The following is a 19,068-nucleotide window of genomic DNA, read 5'->3' as shown; positions in this document are numbered from 1 at the left end:
CGGACCAAACGACAAACGCCGGCGGGAGAGTCCCGCCGGCGCGTAATCCGTGCGGCCGCCCCCGTCAGAGGGTGCGGGCCACCTCTTCCACCCGGTAGCACTCGATGATGTCGCCCGGGCGCATATCCTGGTAGTTTTCGAAGTTCATGCCGCATTCCTGGCCGGCATTCACTTCCTTCACCTCGTCCTTGAAGCGCTTCAGCGTACCGAGCTTGCCTTCGTGGATCACGACGTTGTCGCGGATCAGGCGCACCTGGGCGCCGCGCTCGACGACGCCTTCGGTCACGCGGCAACCGGCCACCTTGCCGACCTTGGTGATGTTGAAGATCTCGAGGATCTCCGCATTGCCGAGGAAGGTCTCGCGGCGCTCCGGCGACAGCAGGCCCGACATCGCTGCCTTAACGTCATCCACCAGGTTGTAGATGATGTTGTAGTAGCGGATCTCGATGCCCTCGCGCTCGGCTGCATCGCGCGCCTGCTTGTTGGCGCGGACGTTGAAGCCGATGATCGGCGCGCTGGAGGCGGTCGCCAGTGTCACGTCGCTCTCGGTGATGCCGCCGACGCCTGCATGCAGGATGCGCGCCTTGACCTCGTCGGTACCGAGCTGGTCCAGCGTACTGGCAATGGCCTCGACCGAGCCCTGCACGTCGCCCTTGATGACCAGCGGGAACTCCTTGTGGCCGCTCTGCTGCAGACGGTTCATCATCTGCTCGAGCGAGCCGCGGGCACCGCTGGCCAGGACCGACGCCTTGTCGCGCTTCTGGCGCTGGCGATAGTCGACGATCTCGCGGGCACGGGCCTCGTTCTCGACGACGGCGACCATGTCGCCGGCAGCCGGCGTGCCGTTGAAGCCGAGGACCTCGACCGGCTTGGAGGGCGGAGCCTCCTTCACCTGCTGGCCGTTCTCGTCGAGCATGGCGCGCACGCGGCCCCACTCGGAGCCGGCCACCAGGATGTCGCCGACCTTCAGCGTGCCCTTCTGGACCAGGACGGTCGCCACCGGACCACGGCCCTTGTCGAGCTGCGCCTCGATGACGATGCCCTCGGCGGTGCGGAGCGGGTTGGCCTTGAGCTCGAGAACCTCGGACTGCAGCAGGATCATCTCCAGCAGCTTGTCGAGGTTGAGCCCCTTCAGCGCCGAGACCTCGACGTCGATCACGTCGCCGCCCATCGACTCCACCACGATATCCTCGCGCAGAAGGTCGGTGCGCACGCGGCTCGGATCGGCCGACGGCTTGTCCATCTTGTTGATGGCCACGATGATCGGCACACCGGCCGCCTTCGCATGGGCGATGGCTTCCTTGGTCTGCGGCATCACGCCGTCGTCGGCTGCCACCACCAGGATGACGATATCCGTGGCCTTGGCGCCGCGGGCACGCATCTGGGTAAAGGCTGCGTGGCCCGGCGTGTCGATGAAGGTGATCTTGTGACCGCCCTGATCGACCTGATAGGCGCCGATATGCTGGGTGATGCCACCGGCCTCGCCCTGCACCACGTTGGAGCGGCGCAGTGCATCCAGCAGCGACGTCTTGCCGTGGTCGACATGGCCCATGATCGTGACGACCGGCGGACGCGACTCCAGCACATCGTCCGAGTCGGCGGCCGAGAACAGGCCTTCCTCGACGTCGGATTCCGACACGCGCTTGACCGTGTGGCCCATCTCGGAGGCGATCAGTTCCGCCGTATCGGCGTCGATCACGTCGTTGATCTTGAGCATCTGCCCCTGCTTCATCAGCAGCTTGATCACGTCGACGGCACGCTCGGCCATGCGGTTTGCGAGTTCCTGGATGGTGATCGCCTCGGGCAGAATCACCTCGCGGGAGATCTTCTCGCGCACCACCTGCTGGCCGGCCCGACGCTCCTTCTCGCGGCGGCGGCGCAGCGAGGCGAGCGAACGGCTGCGCCCCTCGTCGTCGCCGGTGGCGGAGGAGATGGTCAGCTTCGAACGGCGGCGGTCGTCGGCGCCGGGGGTCTTTGCCGGCGGGCGCGCCGGCGCGACCTTGGCGCGCTTGACGGCCTTCACGCCGCCCTTGCGGGCGTCGTCGTCTTCTTCGCCGGCACGGCGCGCGGGAGTGGCTGCAGGTGCGGCAGCAGCCGGCTTGCGAGCGCTCTCGTCACGGGCGGCCGGAGCGGAGGCTGCAGGCGCAGCCTCGCCGACTGCGGCGGCGATCGCGTCGGCCGCGTCCGAGGCCGAGACCTTCTCGCGGCCATCGTCGCTCTTCTTGCGCTCGGCCTCCTCGGCGGCGCGGCGGGCAGCCTCTTCGGCCTCCTGCTTGGCGCGCTCCGCCTCCTCGACCTTGCGGCGCTCTTCCTCGATGGCACGCAGGCGCTCTTCTTCCGCGCGCCGCTTGCTGTCCTCGGCGTCGCGGCGCTGTGCCTCGATGAGTGCCTGCTGGCGGGCAGCAGCCTCGTCTTCGGTAAGCGTGCGCAGGATGTTGCCGCCGCGCGGGCGCTGCGGTGCCGGCTCGGCCCGGCGCTGCGGAACGTGCGACTCGATGTCGGGTCGACGCTGCTGGGGAGCCGGGGCGCGCGGCGCCTCGGCTTCGGCCTCAGGCTTGCCGCCTTCGCCCGGCAGGACGACGCGGCGCTTCTTCTTCTCCACCACGACCGCCTTGGTGCGGCCATGGGAGAAGCTCTGACGGACCGTGCCCTGTTCCACGCCGGAGCGTTTCAGGCCCAGTGTCTTGCGCTCCATGCTGATCGTCTTGTCGCCGGGATTTTTCGTTTCGCTCATATCGCCTTCAGTCCTGGATCACCGCACTGCCCGCACCGTCATTCGCAACCGGATCGTCCAGCGTTCCGGCAACCGGGTCACTGACGGAACCGGTACGGAAACGCTCCAGTTCCTCAACCCGGACGAGAGCGTTCTCGCCTGCCCGGCCTGCAAGCAGTGCAGCATGTATCACATTTGACCGACCCAATGCCAAATCCAATTGAGCCGACGTAAAACAGCCGATGATCCGACAACCGCCGGTATCGGCAAAGCGCGCCCGCGCGATTGCCGCGAGCTTTCTGGCCCCATCGTCGCCGCCATCGCGCGCCTGGACGAGACCAATGATATCCTGCCCGCGCACCGCCGCCTCCACCTTGGAGAAACCGCTGACGATCTCGCCGGCCTTGCGGGCCAGCGACAACGCGTTGAGCGCGGACCGCTCGATGAGGGCATCGACCTGATCCGTCAGGTCGCCCTCCACCCGCACGGACCCATCCTTGAGCGCGCGCGAAAACACTTTCTTCTTCTGGGCCTCGGCGACCGACTGGCGGCTCGCCGTGATCCAGACGCCCCGGCCCGGCAGCCTGCGCCGCAGGTCGGGGACGATGATGCCGTCCGGGCCCGCAACGAAACGGATCAGTTCATCCACCGGACGTACCGCGCGGGTCAGCGCGCAGCTTCGTTCCAACGGCTCGTTTCGTTTCGGCACCCGTATCGCTCCGCCGGTCCTGTCGGCCCGACCCTGTCGGATCGGACCCTGCCGGATCAGGCCTCGTGCACCACGCCGGTCGCAACGATGCCCGCCTCGTTTTCGTCCGCCTCGCCCTCGGCCTCTGCGGCCTCGTCTTCGACGGCAAGATCCGCCTCGGTGATCCAGCCCGCCTCGATGCGCGCGGCCATGATCATTTCCTCGGCCTCGGTACGGCTGACATCGAACCCGGTCAGCGCACCTTCATGACGGGTCACCTCGCCATTGGCGCGCTCGGTCCAGCCGACGAGATCGTCGGTGGCGCAACCGGCCAGGTCCTCGACGGACTTGACACCGTCCTTGCCGAGCGCGACCAGCATGGCCGTGGTCAGGCCATTGATGTTCCTGAGGTCGTCGGAAACGCCAAGTTCACGACGCTCCTCGTCGAGCTTCGCCTCGATTTCCTCGAGATATTCGCGGGCGCGCGCCTGAATCTCATCGGCGGTCTCCTCGTCGAAGCCCTCGATCGTGGCGACCTCTTCGCGCTCGACATACGCCACTTCTTCCACCGAGGCAAATCCTTCGGAGGCGAGAAGCTGTCCGACGACCTCGTCGACGTTCAACGCTTCCATGAAGAGCTGGGTGCGATCGGTGAATTCCTTCTGGCGACGCTCGGACTCGTCATGCTCGGTCATGATGTCGATCGCCCAGCCGGTCAGCTGCGAGGCAAGGCGCACATTCTGACCGCGGCGGCCGATGGCCAACGACAGCTGCTCGTCCGGAACCACCACCTCGATGCGCTCGGCATCCTCGTCGAGGACGACCTTGGCCACCTCGGCCGGCTGCAGTGCGTTGACGATGAAGGTCGCGTGATCCGGGTTCCACGGAATGATGTCGATCTTCTCGCCCTGGAGCTCGCCGACAACCGCCTGGACACGGCTGCCGCGCATACCCACGCAGGCGCCGACCGGATCGATGGAGCTGTCCTTGGAGATGACGGCGATCTTGGCGCGCGAGCCCGGATCGCGGGCAACCGCCCGGATCTCGATCACGCCGTCGTAGATTTCCGGCACTTCCTGGGCGAACAGCTTCGCCATGAACTGCGGATGGGTGCGCGACAGGAAGATCTGCGGGCCGCGCTGCTCGCGCCGCACGTCGTAGACATAGGCACGGATGCGGTCGCCATTACGGAACAGCTCGCGCGGGATCAGTTCGTCACGGCGCACGATGGCCTCGCCGCGGCCGAGATCGACGATCACATTGCCGTACTCGACGCGCTTGACCACGCCGTTGACGATCTCGCCGATGCGGTCCTTGAACTCGTCGTACTGGCGGTCGCGTTCGGCCTCGCGCACCTTCTGCACGATCACCTGCTTGGCCGACTGGGCGGCGATACGGCCGAAGTCCAGCGGCGGCAGCGGCTCGGCGATGTAATCGCCGATCTGCGCCATCGGATTGCGGCGCAGCGCCTCTGCCTTGTCGATCTCGGTCGAGGTATTCTCGACGCTGTCGACGACCAGCAGCAGGCGCTGCAGCTTGATCTCGCCGGTGCGCGGATTGATCTCGGCGCGCACTTCGGTTTCAGAGCCGTAGCGCGAACGCGCGGCCTTCTGGATCGCGTCTTCCATCGCCGCGATCACGATGCCGCGATCGATCGTCTTTTCGCGCGCGACCGCATCCGCGATCTGCAGCAGCTCCAGCCGGTTCGCACTGATTGCCATCTCAGTCCACTCCTCTCGCGCCGGTCTCGCCGGCGCTTCCTGTCATCTGGAAGGGCATGGCCGCTTCCCTCGGAATTTCGTTTCTCGCCCCAAAGGGAGCGGATCAGGCCTTGTCGGCCCCGTTGGTGGACGCCTTGCGGCGAGCCGCCTTGTCCGCCTTCAGCGACGCCTCGACGAGCGCATCGGTCAGGATCAGGCGCGCCTCGGCCATGTCGGCCAGCGGCAGGCGCACATCGGGCTCGCCGTCGTCCGGCAGGTCCTCGAGGCGCAGCACGAGTTCGCCGTTCTCGACGGCGCGGATCTCACCGCGGAACCGCTTGCGGCCGTCGCGCGGCACGGCAAGCTCCAGCTTGGCCAGATGGCCGCGCCAGCGCTCGAAATCGATGGCGCGCACCAGCGGCCGGTCGATGCCGGGCGAGGAAATCTCCAGATGGTATTCGCTGTCGATCGGGTCCTCGACATCGAGAACCGGCGTCACCGCGCGGCTCACCGCCTCGCAATCATCGACGGTCATCGTGCCGTCGGGGCGCTCGGCCATGATCTGCAGGGTCAGTCCGTTGACGCCGGACAGCTTGACGCGCACGAGGCGAAAGCCGAGATCGGCGATCGCCGGCTCGACCATGGCCGCGATACGGGTTTCGAGTCCGTTTTCCCGGACGATCCGCGTTTCCTGGTCCTGCAAGTCTGTCTCCCCGTGGGGCGGAAGGGTGGCCGCCAAAACAAAAAGAGCGGGTCCTCGGGAGGGCCCACTCTCATACTGCTCATGCGAGCCGATAGAGAATTTGAGTAGCGTCACTATACGCCGATAGCCGCCAAACGCAAGAAAATTCGCCGCTTGCCCGGATTCCGCCGCCCCGTATCAGACCTTGCGGAACTCCAGATAGTGGCCCTTGCGGCCCTCGCGATAGGCCTTTGCCTCGTAGCGCGTGCCCGACCAGGGCTGCCAGGGAACCAGCCAGTCGGGCGCAGCTTCCGCCGTCCATTCGAAGGCGGGATGGGCGAGCAGGCGGGCCAGCGTCCAGTCGACATAGGTGTCGATGTCGCTGGCGAAGCGGTAGAGCGCACCGGGCTTCAGCACGCGTGCCATGCGGTCCAGATTGACCGGATTGACGAAGCGGCGCTTCCAGTGCCGGCGCTTGGGCCAGGGGTCGGGGTAGAGCTGGTAGATGCCGTCGAGCGAGGCGTCCGGCAGCCAGTCAAGCAGCTTGATCGCGTCGTCGCCATAGACCCGGACATTGGCGAGCTCCTCCGTCTCCACCTCGACCACCGCCTTGGCGAGGCTGCTGACGAAAGGCTCGACGCCGATGAAGCCGGTCTGCGGCAGCCGCCTTGCCTCGTGCAAAAGGTGCTCGCCGCCGCCGAAGCCGATCTCCATCCACACCGTCTCGACCTTGCCCGCAAACAGCTCGCGCACGTCTTGCGGCGCCGGCTGCGACAGGTCCGGCTGCAGGCGCTCAAGGGCGCTTTCGAAGACTTCGCGGCGCTGCGCGCGAAGCGGCTTGCCGACGCGGCGGCCGAAGAAGGAGCCCTTGCTGTGGTCGGTCATATGCGTGCAGGTCCGGCACTCTATGCCCTTGGGCGACACGTCGCGGGGCAGCGGAAACGACGTCCGCCCGGCACCAGGGTGCCGGGCGGGATGGCAAGCCGCGGCCTTTCGGCCCGGCACGATGTCAGGCGACGGCGTCGCGCAGCGCGTGCACCAGGTCGATCTTCTCCCAGGAGAAACCACCGTCCTCCTCCGGCTCGCGGCCGAAGTGGCCATAGGCGGCCGTGCGGGCGTAGATCGGCCGGTTCAGGCTGAGGTGCTGGCGGATGCCGCGCGGGGTCAGGTTCATCACCTCGCGCAGGGCCTTTTCCAGCTTCGCCTCGTCGACCTTGCCGGTGCCGTGCAGGTCGACATAGACCGACAGCGGCTCGGCGACGCCGATGGCGTAGGAGAGCTGGATGGTGCAGCGGTCGGCCAGATTGGCCGCAACCACGTTCTTGGCGAGATAGCGGGCTGCGTAAGCCGCCGAACGGTCGACCTTGGTCGGGTCCTTGCCCGAGAAGGCGCCGCCGCCATGCGGGGCAGCACCGCCATAGGTGTCGACGATGATCTTGCGGCCGGTCAGGCCGGCATCGCCGTCGGGACCGCCGATCACGAAGGCGCCCGTCGGGTTGACGTGCCACGCGGTGTCCTTGGTGACCCAGCCGCCCGGCAGCGCCGTGACGATGTAGGGCTCGACGATGGCGCGGATGTCATGGGAGGTGAGCTTGGGGTCGAGGTGCTGGGTCGACAGCACGATCGAGGTCACGCCGACCGGCAGACCGTTCTCGTAGCGCACGGTGACCTGGCTCTTGGCGTCCGGCCCGAGCGCCGGCTCCTTGCCGGTCTTGCGGGCTTCGGCCAGCAGGCGGAGGATCTTGTGCGAATAGTAGATCGGCGCCGGCATCAGCTCCGGCGTCTCGCGGCAGGCGTAGCCGAACATGATGCCCTGGTCGCCGGCGCCTTCGTCCTTGTTGTCGGCCGCATCGACGCCCTGGGCGATGTGGGCCGACTGGGCGTGCAGGTGGACGGCGATGTCGCAGGCCTCCCAGTGGAAGCCCTCCTGCTCATAGCCGATGTCGCGAATGGCCATGCGCGCCAGATGCGCGATGTATTCGTTGGTGATCGTCGCCGGACCGCGGGTCTCGCCCGCAATCACCACGCGATTGGTGGTTGCCAGCGTTTCGCAGGCGACGCGCGCCTCCGGCATCTCGGCGATGAATGCATCGACGACCGTATCCGAAATGCGGTCGCAGACCTTGTCCGGATGGCCTTCCGACACGGATTCGGAAGTGAAGAGATAATCTTGACGAGCCACGTTCAACCGTCCTTCTGGGAAGAATAGAAAGAAGCGGCAGGGACCCCCGCCGCCACGCACGACACATGCCAGCGAAGACGACGGCTCGTCAAGCCATGCGGGACCGCAACCGGCAACGGCGCGGTTGTACCGCAGTCCGGCAGGACCTGCGGACCGGGCGGAGAAGGCAAGGCCTTCGCCGTCCGTCCGCATCATGAAATCCGGGTATCAGACCTCTTCGCCGGCCAGGGCGCGGACGAGGTCGACGACACGGCGCCGCACCTTGGCATCCTCGATCCGCACGAAGGCCTTGTTCAGCGACAGGCCTTCCGAGGAAGACAGGAAATCGACCACATAGGATGCCGGCTTGGCCTCGCCGAAGCCGCTCGCATCGTCCGGCGTGCCCGGCGCATCCTCGAAGAAGAAGGCGACCGGCACCTTCAGGATCGTGGCGATGTGCTGCAGCCGGCTGGCGCCGATGCGGTTGGTGCCTTTTTCATACTTCTGAATCTGCTGAAATGTGATGCCAAGGCTCTCGCCAAGCTTCTCCTGGCTCATTCCAAGCATCATCCTGCGCAGTCGCACGCGGCTGCCAACATGCACGTCGATGGGGTTCGGTGCTTTCTTGCTGCTCATTGTCGTCTTCTTTCCGGATCTTTCGAATGCTGTGACCATACTTGTTTTACCCAGCGTTTCTTCGCTCGACCCAAGACGTCTTCGCCGGATGCGTGCATCCGAACACCAGAACATCGTGGAAGAACCGACGCCGGTTCACAGGGTTGCAACCTGTTCTACGCAACAGGATGTCCCGGTTGTTATGATGCCGTGCCGCCTGCCAGCACGTCAATCATTACGCGCATAACCTAAGTAACGCGTTATCAGAAGGGTGCCAAGAAAAACTATCAGGAAAATTGACAAGGCACTTTGCCCGTATCGCGCGAATGCCCCTGCGGAAATCGCAGACGGGAGTCGCATATCGATCGTTCCGGCCTCCATCAGCGGGCGCATGTCCAGCACGCGGCCATAAGCATCGACAACTCCTGATATGCCCGTGTTGGCGGCGCGCACAACCGGAAGCCCCTGCTCGACCGCACGCATGCGCGCCTGCACGAAATGCTGGCGGGGTCCCGGCGTATCGCCGAACCAGGCATCGTTGGTGACGTTGAGCAGGAAACCGGGCCGGCCGTCGCGCGAAGTCGCGGCTTGCGGAAAGATCGCCTCGTAGCAGATCAACGGCAGGAACGACGGTCCGGCCACCGGCTCCAGCGTACGAGGGCGGAAGCCGGCACGGAAGGTGCCGGGCAGGTCCACCAGCTTGGTCAGGCCGATCTTCTCCAGCAGGTCGCCAAGCGGCAGGTATTCGCCGAAGGGCACGAGGCGCACCTTGTCGTAGGCATCGCGAACCGCGCCTTCTCCGTCGATGACGAAGACGGAGTTGTAGAACACCCGGTTGCCCGCATCCTCGACGCTGGCGCGGATCGCCCCGGTCACCAGCGTATCCTCGCCGCGCAACAGGTCGGCGATGGCGGCAAGCGCCTCCGGCGCCTCGGTCAACAGGAAGGGCGGCGCGGATTCCGGCCAGATCACCAGGCGGGGCAGTTCGGCATCGGCCTCCGCCCCCTGCCAGGGGGCGCGGCTCGCCTCCAGATAGGTCTGGAACACCCGCGCCCGGTTCTCCGGCTGCCACTTCTCTTCCTGCGGGATGGACGGCTGTACCACCCGGATCGCGATTTCCTCGCCCTGCGACACGGGAGCGAGTGAAAGGCGCGCGGCACCATAGCCGGCAACCAGGGCCAGCAGCAGCAGGGACGCGGTGCCCATGCGCCGTCCACCGCGGGTTCCGTCGGCAAATCCGGCAAGCCCGCAGAAGATCGTCGCCACGAGAAGACCCAGCCCATAGATGCCGACCAGCGCCGCCGGCTGCATCAGGACCGTGTAGTCGCCGAAGGCGTAGCCCCACAGGTTCCAGGGAAAGCCGGTCAGCACATGACCGCGCAGCCAGTCCGCCAGCGTCAGGACCAGTGCCAGCAGCAGCAGCCGGTCCGGCCCGTCGCGCCAGGCAAGACCGGCAACGAGGGTCGCCAGGCCGGTGAACAGCGACAGGCCCGCCGGCAGCAGCACCACGGCGAAGGGGATCATCCAGGCGAAGACATCCGCCTCGACCAGGAATGCCCGGCCGATCCACCACAGGCCCGCCAGATGGAAACCGAAGCCGAACCACCAGCCGATCGCGAACCCCGGCCGCAGGCGCCGCGCCCAGCCCGTCTCGTCCGAGATCGCGCCGTCCAGCAGCCAGACCAGCGCCGGCATCGACAGGGCGAGGACCGGAAACAGGCCGAAGGGCGGCATGGCAAGCGCGGCAAGGGCACCGGCGAAGGCGGCCAGCAGCCAGCGCCGCCAGCCGTGAGCGAGAAGGAAGACCTGTGCGAGGCGCAGCACGGTATCGGCTCCTGCTTTGCGCATGCGCGAAACGTCGGCGATGCGTCAACGGAAGGGCGAATCAGTCGCCCGTCACCGGACCATTCCCGGCGCCCCGGCGCCGGTCAAGTAAAGCGGAAGCCGCAGCCATGGACCGGACGGGGCATGGCTGCGGCTCGCAAGGGGTGAGGAGACGATTGCGTGTTCGCGCGCTCGTTAGGTCCTGGCTGCGCCCTAGTTGGCGGACTCCGGCCGCCGCAGGCGCCGGCGCGTTTCCGTGAGGCGGGCCTCGGGACGCCTTGCCCGGATCCGCAGCCGCTTGATGCGCCGCGGGTCGGCATCGAGAACCTCGAACTCGTAGCCGGGGAACTCGCGGGCGGCGAGCAGCTCGCCGCGCACCGGCACCCGCCCGACCAGCGTGAAGACCAGGCCGCCCAGCGTATCGATCTCCTCGGCAAGGTCGCCGAGTTGGAAGTCGGTGCCGAGCGCCTCCTCGACTTCTTCCACCGGCACCCGCGGATCGGCGACCCAGACGCCATCGGCGACCTTCTGGATCATCGCCTCCTCGTCCTCGTCGTGCTCGTCCTCGATGTCGCCGACCACGGTCTCGACGATGTCTTCCAGCGAGACAAGGCCTTCGGTGCCGCCATACTCGTCGATCACCAGTGCCATCTGCACGCGGTCCGCCTGCATCTTCGCCATCAGGTCCGTTGCCGGCATGGACGGCGGAACGAAGAGAACCGGGCGGATCAGTTTGGCCTCGGCCAGCGGCAGCGACAGGTCGACACGGGTCAGGTCGAAGAGTTGCGGTTCGTTGCTGGCGGGCGCCTCGCCGGTCTCCGCCGCCGCAGCCTCGCCGTTGCGCTTCTCGTCCGGCGTCGCTCGGCCGACAAAATAGGCCATCAGGTCCTTTATGTGGACCATGCCGCGCGGATCATCGAGCCCGTCGTGATAGACCGGCATGCGCGAATGGCCACTGTCGCGGAACACATCCATCAGCCGGGAAACGGTGACGGTATCCTCCACCGCATCGATATCGGCGCGCGGCACCATCACATCCTCCACCCGCACCTCGCGCAGGCGCAGGATGTTGGACAGCAGGATGCGCTCTTCGGGCGTGAAGCTGGCGCTGTCGTCGGCCTCGCGGGCCAGTTCGTCCTGGAGATTCTGGCGCAGCGTGCCCGCACCGTTGCCCGGCCGCCGCAGGCCGGCAAGCCGTTTCAGGGCATCGGACCACACGCTGCGCAGCGATCGCTGCGGTTCGCCGTCGGTCTGGGCGGCTTCTGCCGCCGCTCCTGCTGTCGCATCTTGCGACGCCGGAGTGTCGGTCGTACTTCGGACCTCTGTATCATTCATATCGGTTTTCACGCCCGCTCACACGGGCGTCTCGCTCTCCGTTTCGGTTCCGGACACCAGAGGGTCCCGGTAAGGGTCGGCAATACCCAGAACGGCCAGAATGCGCCGTTCCAGGGCCTCCATCTCCTCGGCTTCGTCCTCCATTTGGTGATCGTAACCGAAAAGGTGAAGGAATCCATGCGCAACAAGATGCGTCACGTGGTCGGAAAAGGTGATGTCCAGCGCCTCGGCCTCGCGCGCCACCGTCTCGCGGGCGAGGATGATATCGCCGAGAAGCGGGCCGAAGGGCGGCTCCTCCTCGTCGCCGCCCGGGAAGGACAGGACGTTGGTCGGCGCGTCCTTGTCGCGCCAGTCGCGGTTGAGCTCGCGCACGCGGGCATCGTCGGCAAAGACGACAGACAGTTCCGAGCCCTCGACCAGCTCCAGCTCCGCCTCGGTGCACGCCACCTCGACGACCCGCGCGACGAGCGCTTCGAGTTCGTCCTCACCCGGCCAGCCGCCCGCCTCGACGGCAACGTCGATCTCCGGCACCACGCCTTCGCCCTGGCTCATGTCGCCGGGCCCCGCCGCGGCGAACGCCGTGCCGCTTCGGCGGCAGCCTCGGCCGCATCGCGCTCGGCACTCGCCTCGCGGCCCGCATCGTCATAGGCGCGCACGATCCGGGCGACCAGCTCATGGCGAACCACGTCGACCTCGGTGAAGCGCACCTGCGCCACGCCCTCGACGCCCTCCAGCAGGCCCAGCGCCTCGCGCAGGCCCGACTTCTGGCCCGGCGGCAGGTCGACCTGGCTCGGGTCGCCGGTGACGATCATCCGCGAGTTCTCGCCGAGGCGCGTCAGGAACATCTTCATCTGCATCGTCGTGGTGTTCTGGGATTCGTCCAGGATCACGACCGCGTTGGAAAGCGTGCGTCCGCGCATGAAGGCGAGCGGCGCCACCTCGATCATGCCGGACTGCAACCCGCGCTCGACCTTTTCCGCCGGCATCATCTCGTAGAGCGCGTCGTAGAGCGGACGGAGATAGGGATCGACCTTCTCTTTCATGTCGCCGGGCAGGAAGCCGAGCCGCTCGCCCGCCTCGACAGCCGGGCGCGACAGGATCAGCCGGGCCACGTCGCCGCGCTCCAGCAGCGCCGCCGCATAGGCGACGGCGAGGAAGGTCTTGCCGGTGCCGGCCGGCCCGACGCCGAAGGTGAGGTCGGCCCGGTCCATGGCTCGGATATAGGCATCCTGCGCCGGGGTGCGGGCCAGCACCGTCTTGCGGCGGGTCGAGACCTGCGCATAGGTCAGATGCGAGCGCGGCTCGATGGTCGGCAGGTCGAGTTGCGCTTCTTCCGCTGCGGCCATGCGCAATGCCCCTTCCACGTCGCCCGGGTGCAGCTCGTAGCCCTGCTGCAGGCGCGCATAAAGCGATTCCAGCGCACGGCGAGCCTGCTCGCAGCCGGAATGGCGTCCCTTGATGATCACCTGATTGCCGCGCGCCACCGCATCCACGCCGAGGCGCTGCTCGATAAGCGCGAGATTCTGGTCGAACTGGCCGAAAAGGTCGCCGACGAGCCTGTTGTCGTCGAAGGCCAGGACCACATGGGTCATGTCCGAAGCGGGGACCGCGGCGCGGTAACCGCCCCGGCCGGGTGTCCGGCCGGCGCCGGTCAAGCAGCTTCTCCTGGCATCCTGCCTCCTGAAACCCCTTGCGCGGACCTCACGCCCGGGCCCGCAAGGGCGTAGCCTTGCCGATATTGTGCCCCGGCGCGAGACGCGCGAACAGGGAATTCGCGCCGGTCCCGACGATTTCCACCGGCACGATCTCGCCGATCAGGCTGTCAGGCGCATCGAACTGCACCGGCTGCAGCCAGGGCGAGCGGCCGTTGAGCTGTCCGGGGTTGCGGCCGTGCTTTTCGACCAGCACCTCACAGGTGCGCCCGACCAGGCTTTCGTTGAACGCCTTCTGCTGCCGCGCCACCAGATCCTGCAGCTCCAGCAGCCGGGCGTTCATCACCTCTTCCGGGACATGGTCGGCCATGGTCGCGCCCGGCGTGCCGGGGCGGGGGCTGTACTTGAAGGAGAAGGCCGAGGCGAAGCCCACCTGCTCGATCAGGTCCATCGTGTCGCGGAAATCGGCGTCCGTCTCGCCCGGAAAGCCGACGATGAAATCGCACGACAGGGCAAGATCCGGCTGGGCCGCGCGGATGCGGTCGATCAGGCGGAAATAGTCGTCCCGCGTGTGCTTGCGGTTCATCGCCTTGAGAATGCGGTCCGAGCCCGACTGCACCGGCAGATGCAGGTAGGGCATCACCTGCGGCAGGTCGCGATGGGCGGCGATCAGCGCATCGTCCATGTCGCGCGGGTGGCTGGTCGTGTAGCGCAGCCGGTCGATCCCGTCGATGCGCGCCAGCCGCTCCAGCAGCTGGCCGAGGCCCCAGGCGGCGCCCTCCGGCCCGGCGCCGTGCCAGGCATTGACGTTCTGCCCCAGAAGCGTGACCTCGCGGACGCCGCGGGCGGCCAGCCGCTCGGCTTCGGCGACGATCTGCGCCACGTCGCGGGACACCTCGGCGCCGCGTGTATAGGGCACCACGCAGAAGGTGCAGAACTTGTCGCAGCCCTCCTGCACGGTCAGGAAGGCGGTGTAGCTGCGCGGCCGGCCGGTTGCCGTCGCCTTGGGCTCGGCCTGCGGCTTCGACAGATGGCGGAACTTTTCCTCGATCTCGAACTCGGTCACGACGACGCTCTCGCCGGCCGCCGCGCGGCTGACCAGCTCCGGCAGCCGGTGATAGGTCTGCGGGCCGAAGACCAGATCGACGACGGGCGCGCGGCGGGCGATCTCCTCGCCTTCCGCCTGGGCGACGCAGCCGGCGACACCGATCATCGTCTCGCGCCCCTGCTCGGCGCGCTCGGCCTTCAGCTTGCGCAGCCGGCCGAGCTCCGAATAGACCTTCTCCGCCGCCTTTTCGCGGATATGGCAGGTGTTGAGGATGATCAGGTCGGCATCTTCGAGCGTCTCGGTGGCGCTGTAGCCCTGCGGCACCAGCGCGTCGGTCATCCGCTCGCTGTCATAGACGTTCATCTGGCAGCCATAGGTCTTGACGAAGACCCGGCGCGCAGGCGCCGTGCCGGCGGCAAGGCCGGTCGCCGGATCGCTGACGATGCCATCCCCTGCCGGGATGGTGGTGATCTCTTCGCTCATCCTGTCTCCGCGCGGGGTCTGCCGCGCCGCATGCCGTCCGGCAGCCAATGGCTGAGGTCTTGCCGGCGGATTGTGTCAAGGTTGCGATGACGGCGACACGCAAGGCAATGCGCGCCCGGCCGCTCGCCGATCGTGCCTGCTTTAGCCGTTTTCGGCCGCGTTGAGAATAGCGGGCTCGTCATCGTCAGCCGGCAGGGCGGCGGGCGGCAAGTCGGGTCCGGCCGGCGGATGGCCGGCGCGCACATTGCCCGCAAGCCGGCGCACCTCGTCTTCCAGCAGCCGCGTCAGGGTCTTGCGGTCCATGTCCGGCCGCACCCGGATCGACTCGCCCCAGACCACGGCCACATCGACCGCCCCCTGGCGGACCACATTCATGAAATGCGGCACCATCTCCATGTCGCCGTACCAGGCGACATGCGGGCGGAACTGGCGCCCCATCGGCAACCCGTGCAGGTGGGTGTAGGCGAGCGCCAGCGGCTGGATCCACATCTCCCCGTCCTCGCCGGCCAGCGCGTGGCGCGCCGCCCCGATCAGCGCCGAGCGGAACGGCAATACCTCGTTGCCGCTGTTCGACGTGCCTTCGGCGAAGAGCACCATGGCATCGCCCGAGGCAAGGCGGGTGCCCAGCTCCTCGGCGGTGCGCCCGGTCGCGCTGCGCCGCTGGCGGTCGACGAAGACGGAGCGCTGCAGCTTGGCGAAAAGCCCGAAGACCGGCCAGGACGCGACCTCGGTCTTGGCGACGAAGGACAGCGGCATGCGGCTGCCGAGCACGGTGATATCGAGCCAGGACACGTGATTGGCGACGATCAGCAGCGGGCGCTCGCGGGCCGGCCGGCCGATCTCGCGCACGCGGATGCCGACGGTGCGGCAGGCGATGCGGTGCCAGACGACGGGCAGGGAGCGCTTCAGCCCGCCCTTGAGGCGCAGCGCCAGCCATTGCACCGGGATCAGCGGCAGCGTCACCACGGTCAGGGTCGCCAGGACGGTCGCGGCGCGCAGGCGCATCATCGGATCATTCCCGGTCGTTCGGCGACAGCGGCACGCCGTAGAGCTCCAGCCGGTGATCGACCAGCCGGTAGCCGAGCTTGCGGGCGATGGCCTCCTGCAGCCGCTCGATCTCCTCGTTGCGGAACTCGATGACGTTGCCGCTCTTCAGGTCGATCAGGTGGTCGTGATGCTCTTCCGGCACGGTCTCGTAGCGGGCACGCCCGTCCCGGAAATCGTGGCGCTCGATGATGCCGGCATCCTCGAACAGCTTCACCGTGCGATAAACGGTGGAAATGGAGATGCGCGGGTCGTTCTGGACGGCGCGGCGGTAGAGCTCCTCGACGTCCGGGTGGTCGCTGGCGCCCTCGATGACCCGCGCGATGATGCGCCGCTGCTCGGTCATGCGCATGCCCTTGGCAACGCACTGCTCCTCCAGCGAGGCAGCCGGCTGCTCGGCCGCGGTCTCGGCGTCCTTGCGGCTGCCGGAATCGGTCATCTCGCCTCTCCTTCTCGCGCCTCGGCTCACGCCCCCGGCTTGCAGGCCGTCGCGATACCGCCAAGCCGATTACGCCAGATCGACCCGCATGACAAGCGCACCGCCATCGCCCGCGCTGTCGCGATAATAGCCCCGCCGTTCGCCCACCTTGCGGAAGCCGAGGCGACGGTAAAGCGCCAGCGCCGGAGCGTTGGCCGCATCGACCTCGAGAAACAGCGACGCCACCCGATCGGCATAAAGGCGGGAGAGGGCATGGCGCATCAGCAGCGCCCCGACGCCGCGCTGGCGCTGACGCGGATCCACGGCAATCGTCAGCACCTCCGCCTCGTCGGCGGCAACGCGCAGGATCACGAAACCGAGGATGGAGCGGCTGCCGAACAGGCTGGAGCGGCGGGCCTGCAGGATGGTGACGCCCGGCTGGCGGGCGAGCGCGGAAAGGTCGTCGTCGCCCCAGCCGCTGGGGAAGGAGCGCTCGTGGATCTCGGCCAGCACCGCATGGTCGGAGGGCGCCGCCTCCTCCACCACCGGCGGCGAGGGCAGGAACCACCAGGAATTCATGCCAGCAACCGCATGTCGCGCCGCGCGGGCGCCGCATCGGGCGGGCGCAGATAGAGCGGCTCGGGCGGATGGCTGCCGATTTCGGCGGTGGCGCCGAGCCGCGCCACGGCGGCAATGTCCGGCCAGCCGGCCTCGCCGAGGATCCTGAGATCCTCGCGCCCGCTCGCCGCGACCAGCTTGGCCGCACCGCTGCCGTAGAGCGCTGCGCCCGGAGACAAGGCCGCGCCATAGGTGGCGGCATCGACGGCCTGCGGCGCCTCGAGCGGCGTCCCGTCGGCGGCAAATCCTTGTGCGTAGATCTCCCCGCCCTTGGCGGCCAGCACCGCGTGGACCGGCTCTCCGGCCGACAGGCTGGCGGCGAGCGCTTCCAGGGTGCCGACGCCGACCGCCGGCGCACCGACCACGAGAGCGATGCCACGGGCGGCGGACAGGCCGACCCTGAGGCCGGTAAAGGAACCGGGGCCGACGGTGACCGCGATCCGGTCGAGCGCGGCGAAGGGCAGGCTCGCCTCGACCATCACCTCGCCGATCATGCCCATCAGCCGCTCGGCATGGCCGCGGCCCAGCACCTCGCTGGCCGAGGTCAGGCGCAGCACCTCTCCGCTGCCGTCATGGACGGCGACCGAACAGGCGTCGAGCGCGGTATCGATGGCAAGCAGTCGCATGGGATCACTAAACCGTGGGCCGCAAGAGAAGTCGACAAAACCAAAGGCTAAGACGGCACACCTGCACGGCTCGTGCCGGCTCCGCAAGCGGTCCGTGAAACGCGAGGGCGGCCCGGCCGTCTGGCGACCGGACCGCCCTTCGGATCACGCCATCGGGCTCAGATCGCGCGGACTTCCTCGACTTCCGGCACGAAATGCCGGAGCAGGTTCTGGATGCCGTGCTTCAGCGTTGCGGTCGAGGACGGGCAGCCCGAGCAGGCGCCGCGCATCGACAGGTAGACGATCCCGTCGCGGAAACCGCGGAAGGTGATGTCGCCGCCGTCCTGCGCCACGGCCGGGCGCACGCGCGTCTCGATCAGTTCCTTGATGGTGCCGACGGTTTCCTCGTCGCCTTCCTCGAAGAACTCCTCGTCGCTTTCGTCGGACATCTCGCTGGCCATGACCGGCGCACCGGACATGAAGTGCTCCATGATGGCACCGAGGATCGCCGGCTTGATGTGCTGCCAGTCGACATCGCCCTTGGTCACCGAGATGAAGTCGTGGCCGAAGAAGATGCCTTCCACGCCGTCCACCTGGAACAGGGTCTGCGCCAGCGGAGACGTGCCGGCATCCTCGCTCTTGCGGAAGTCCATGGTGCCTTCCGGCAGGACGATCCGGCCGGGGAGGAACTTGAGGGTCGCCGGGTTCGGCGTCGCCTCTGTCTGAATGAACATGTCGGTCTTCCTTGTTAGGGGACGTGGCCCAGGGCCGCGCCCTCGCAGGCCTGTCCCTGCCGGCCCGGCCCTTGCAGGAGCGCGCGGCCGCAGGTCTTGCATACGGTCTCGCGTCGCGCCGCAAGAGCCACCATGGCCTGCATCAGCTGCGGTCTTGACCCTAATATACAGCGGCAGGGACCGCGTTTCCAGATTGGAATGGTTCCAGTCTTTGCTTTTGTTGCGCTCAGGCGAGCGCCGCGATCGATTCGTCGTCCAGCGTGCCCGGCACAATGGTCACCGGAATGGGGAAACTGCCCGCCCCCTTGCCGGCGATGGCGGTGACGAGCGGGCCCGGCCCTTCCGTGCCGCTGCCGGCCGCCAGCACCAGGATGGCGATGTCCGCATCCTCTTCGATCAGCTGCAGGATTTCATCCGAGCGGTTGCCCTCGCGCACCACCAGTTCCGGGGTGGTGCGGGCGACGGCGCGCACCCGGTCGGCCGCACGGGCAAGGCACGCATCCGCCTCCTCGCGGGCCTCGGCGCGCATGATGTCCTCCACGCCGATCCAGTGCTGGAAGTCGCCGGGCGCGATCACATAGAGCAGCGTGGCGACGCCGCCGGTGCGCTCTGCGCGCTTGGCGGCATAGACGATGGCCCGGTCGCACTCGGCCGTCTCGTCGACGACGACGAGAAACTTGCGCCTGTGGCCTTCCTCGAAACTCTTGCGGATCGCTACCATGGGCGCATGCTGCCATTGCCGCCGCAG

18 protein-coding genes are annotated in these 19,068 nt (G+C 67.6%); all 18 read right to left on the bottom strand.

Features of this window, described 5'->3' with window-relative positions:
• Nucleotides 1-64 precede the first annotated feature (64 nt).
• The 18 genes from infB to GH266_RS15155 all read right to left on the bottom strand — a co-directional run bounded on the left by infB (nt 65) and on the right by GH266_RS15155 (nt 19,041).
• Nucleotides 65-2,734, bottom strand: coding sequence for a translation initiation factor IF-2 (gene infB / locus GH266_RS15240; protein WP_158194589.1), 2,670 nt, complete (start codon nt 2,732-2,734; stop codon nt 65-67).
• A gap of 7 nt (nt 2,735-2,741) precedes the next feature.
• Nucleotides 2,742-3,422 carry an RNA-binding protein gene (locus GH266_RS15235; protein ID WP_158194588.1) on the bottom strand — a complete coding sequence of 227 codons (681 nt, stop codon included), beginning with the start codon at nt 3,420-3,422 and terminating at the stop codon, nt 2,742-2,744.
• Between the two features lie 56 nt (nt 3,423-3,478).
• The gene (nusA, locus tag GH266_RS15230) at nt 3,479-5,122 is read right to left on the bottom strand and encodes a transcription termination factor NusA (protein WP_158194587.1); all 1,644 of its coding nucleotides are present in this window, start codon (nt 5,120-5,122) and stop codon (nt 3,479-3,481) included.
• Between the two features lie 103 nt (nt 5,123-5,225).
• Nucleotides 5,226-5,804: a ribosome maturation factor RimP gene (rimP, locus tag GH266_RS15225; protein ID WP_158194586.1), complete on the bottom strand. Its 579-nt coding sequence runs from the start codon at nt 5,802-5,804 to the stop codon at nt 5,226-5,228.
• A 177-nt stretch (nt 5,805-5,981) separates the two neighbouring features.
• A complete protein-coding gene (gene trmB, locus GH266_RS15220) occupies nt 5,982-6,668 on the bottom strand; it encodes a tRNA (guanine(46)-N(7))-methyltransferase TrmB (RefSeq protein WP_158194585.1) in 687 nt (228 codons plus the stop codon).
• Between the two features lie 124 nt (nt 6,669-6,792).
• Nucleotides 6,793-7,965 (bottom strand): methionine adenosyltransferase, encoded by a 1,173-nt coding sequence (metK, locus tag GH266_RS15215; RefSeq protein WP_158194584.1) that lies wholly within the window; start codon nt 7,963-7,965, stop codon nt 6,793-6,795.
• Nucleotides 7,966-8,172: 207 nt separating this feature from the next.
• Nucleotides 8,173-8,580 carry a helix-turn-helix domain-containing protein gene (locus GH266_RS15210; protein ID WP_158194583.1) on the bottom strand — a complete coding sequence of 136 codons (408 nt, stop codon included), beginning with the start codon at nt 8,578-8,580 and terminating at the stop codon, nt 8,173-8,175.
• A gap of 207 nt (nt 8,581-8,787) precedes the next feature.
• The gene (gene lnt / locus GH266_RS15205) at nt 8,788-10,407 is read right to left on the bottom strand and encodes an apolipoprotein N-acyltransferase (RefSeq protein WP_158194582.1); all 1,620 of its coding nucleotides are present in this window, start codon (nt 10,405-10,407) and stop codon (nt 8,788-8,790) included.
• A gap of 189 nt (nt 10,408-10,596) precedes the next feature.
• Nucleotides 10,597-11,601 carry a hemolysin family protein gene (locus GH266_RS15200; RefSeq protein WP_244953696.1) on the bottom strand — a complete coding sequence of 335 codons (1,005 nt, stop codon included), beginning with the start codon at nt 11,599-11,601 and terminating at the stop codon, nt 10,597-10,599.
• A 135-nt stretch (nt 11,602-11,736) separates the two neighbouring features.
• Nucleotides 11,737-12,270, bottom strand: coding sequence for an rRNA maturation RNase YbeY (gene ybeY, locus GH266_RS15195; protein WP_158194581.1), 534 nt, complete (start codon nt 12,268-12,270; stop codon nt 11,737-11,739).
• Complete coding sequence (locus GH266_RS15190; RefSeq protein ID WP_067223980.1) at nt 12,267-13,310, bottom strand: PhoH family protein; 1,044 nt, start codon at nt 13,308-13,310, stop codon at nt 12,267-12,269. The genes ybeY and GH266_RS15190 overlap by 4 nt, the downstream gene beginning before the upstream one ends.
• Before the next feature lie 109 nt (nt 13,311-13,419).
• Nucleotides 13,420-14,901 carry a tRNA (N6-isopentenyl adenosine(37)-C2)-methylthiotransferase MiaB gene (miaB, locus tag GH266_RS15185; protein WP_158194580.1) on the bottom strand — a complete coding sequence of 494 codons (1,482 nt, stop codon included), beginning with the start codon at nt 14,899-14,901 and terminating at the stop codon, nt 13,420-13,422.
• A gap of 141 nt (nt 14,902-15,042) precedes the next feature.
• Nucleotides 15,043-15,909, bottom strand: coding sequence for a lyso-ornithine lipid O-acyltransferase (gene olsA, locus GH266_RS15180; protein ID WP_199270339.1), 867 nt, complete (start codon nt 15,907-15,909; stop codon nt 15,043-15,045).
• 4 nt (nt 15,910-15,913) lie between these two features.
• The gene (locus GH266_RS15175; protein WP_158194579.1) at nt 15,914-16,384 is read right to left on the bottom strand and encodes a Fur family transcriptional regulator; all 471 of its coding nucleotides are present in this window, start codon (nt 16,382-16,384) and stop codon (nt 15,914-15,916) included.
• A gap of 69 nt (nt 16,385-16,453) precedes the next feature.
• Entirely contained in the window at nt 16,454-16,942 is a 489-nt protein-coding gene (gene rimI, locus GH266_RS15170) for a ribosomal protein S18-alanine N-acetyltransferase (protein WP_158194578.1), read from the bottom strand.
• Nucleotides 16,939-17,607: a tRNA (adenosine(37)-N6)-threonylcarbamoyltransferase complex dimerization subunit type 1 TsaB gene (gene tsaB / locus GH266_RS15165; protein ID WP_158194577.1), complete on the bottom strand. Its 669-nt coding sequence runs from the start codon at nt 17,605-17,607 to the stop codon at nt 16,939-16,941. Before tsaB ends, rimI begins: the two co-directional genes overlap by 4 nt.
• A 158-nt stretch (nt 17,608-17,765) precedes the next feature.
• Complete coding sequence (locus GH266_RS15160; protein WP_158194576.1) at nt 17,766-18,320, bottom strand: NifU family protein; 555 nt, start codon at nt 18,318-18,320, stop codon at nt 17,766-17,768.
• Between the two features lie 226 nt (nt 18,321-18,546).
• Entirely contained in the window at nt 18,547-19,041 is a 495-nt protein-coding gene (locus GH266_RS15155) for a universal stress protein (RefSeq protein ID WP_158194575.1), read from the bottom strand.
• Nucleotides 19,042-19,068: the final 27 nt, after the last annotated feature.

Source organism: Stappia indica (assembly GCF_009789575.1).
In the GTDB taxonomy this organism is placed as follows: Bacteria; Pseudomonadota; Alphaproteobacteria; order Rhizobiales; family Stappiaceae; genus Stappia; species Stappia indica_A.
This window is presented reverse-complemented; position numbering and strand designations above follow the sequence as displayed.

What these genes read in the sequence shown, in the direction of transcription:
- infB (WP_158194589.1), bottom strand. Translation starts at nt 2,734, where the DNA reads ATGAGCGAAACGAAAAATCCCGGCGACAAGACGATCAGCATGGAGCGC.
- nusA (WP_158194587.1), bottom strand. Translation starts at nt 5,122, where the DNA reads ATGGCAATCAGTGCGAACCGGCTGGAGCTGCTGCAGATCGCGGATGCG.
- trmB (WP_158194585.1), bottom strand. Translation starts at nt 6,668, where the DNA reads ATGACCGACCACAGCAAGGGCTCCTTCTTCGGCCGCCGCGTCGGCAAG.
- GH266_RS15210 (WP_158194583.1), bottom strand. Translation starts at nt 8,580, where the DNA reads ATGAGCAGCAAGAAAGCACCGAACCCCATCGACGTGCATGTTGGCAGC.
- lnt (WP_158194582.1), bottom strand. Translation starts at nt 10,407, where the DNA reads ATGCGCAAAGCAGGAGCCGATACCGTGCTGCGCCTCGCACAGGTCTTC.
- ybeY (WP_158194581.1), bottom strand. Translation starts at nt 12,270, where the DNA reads ATGAGCCAGGGCGAAGGCGTGGTGCCGGAGATCGACGTTGCCGTCGAG.
- GH266_RS15190 (WP_067223980.1), bottom strand. Translation starts at nt 13,310, where the DNA reads ATGACCCATGTGGTCCTGGCCTTCGACGACAACAGGCTCGTCGGCGAC.
- miaB (WP_158194580.1), bottom strand. Translation starts at nt 14,901, where the DNA reads ATGAGCGAAGAGATCACCACCATCCCGGCAGGGGATGGCATCGTCAGC.
- olsA (WP_199270339.1), bottom strand. Translation starts at nt 15,909, where the DNA reads ATGATGCGCCTGCGCGCCGCGACCGTCCTGGCGACCCTGACCGTGGTG.
- GH266_RS15175 (WP_158194579.1), bottom strand. Translation starts at nt 16,384, where the DNA reads ATGACCGATTCCGGCAGCCGCAAGGACGCCGAGACCGCGGCCGAGCAG.
- rimI (WP_158194578.1), bottom strand. Translation starts at nt 16,942, where the DNA reads ATGAATTCCTGGTGGTTCCTGCCCTCGCCGCCGGTGGTGGAGGAGGCG.
- tsaB (WP_158194577.1), bottom strand. Translation starts at nt 17,607, where the DNA reads ATGCGACTGCTTGCCATCGATACCGCGCTCGACGCCTGTTCGGTCGCC.
- GH266_RS15160 (WP_158194576.1), bottom strand. Translation starts at nt 18,320, where the DNA reads ATGTTCATTCAGACAGAGGCGACGCCGAACCCGGCGACCCTCAAGTTC.
- GH266_RS15155 (WP_158194575.1), bottom strand. Translation starts at nt 19,041, where the DNA reads ATGGTAGCGATCCGCAAGAGTTTCGAGGAAGGCCACAGGCGCAAGTTT.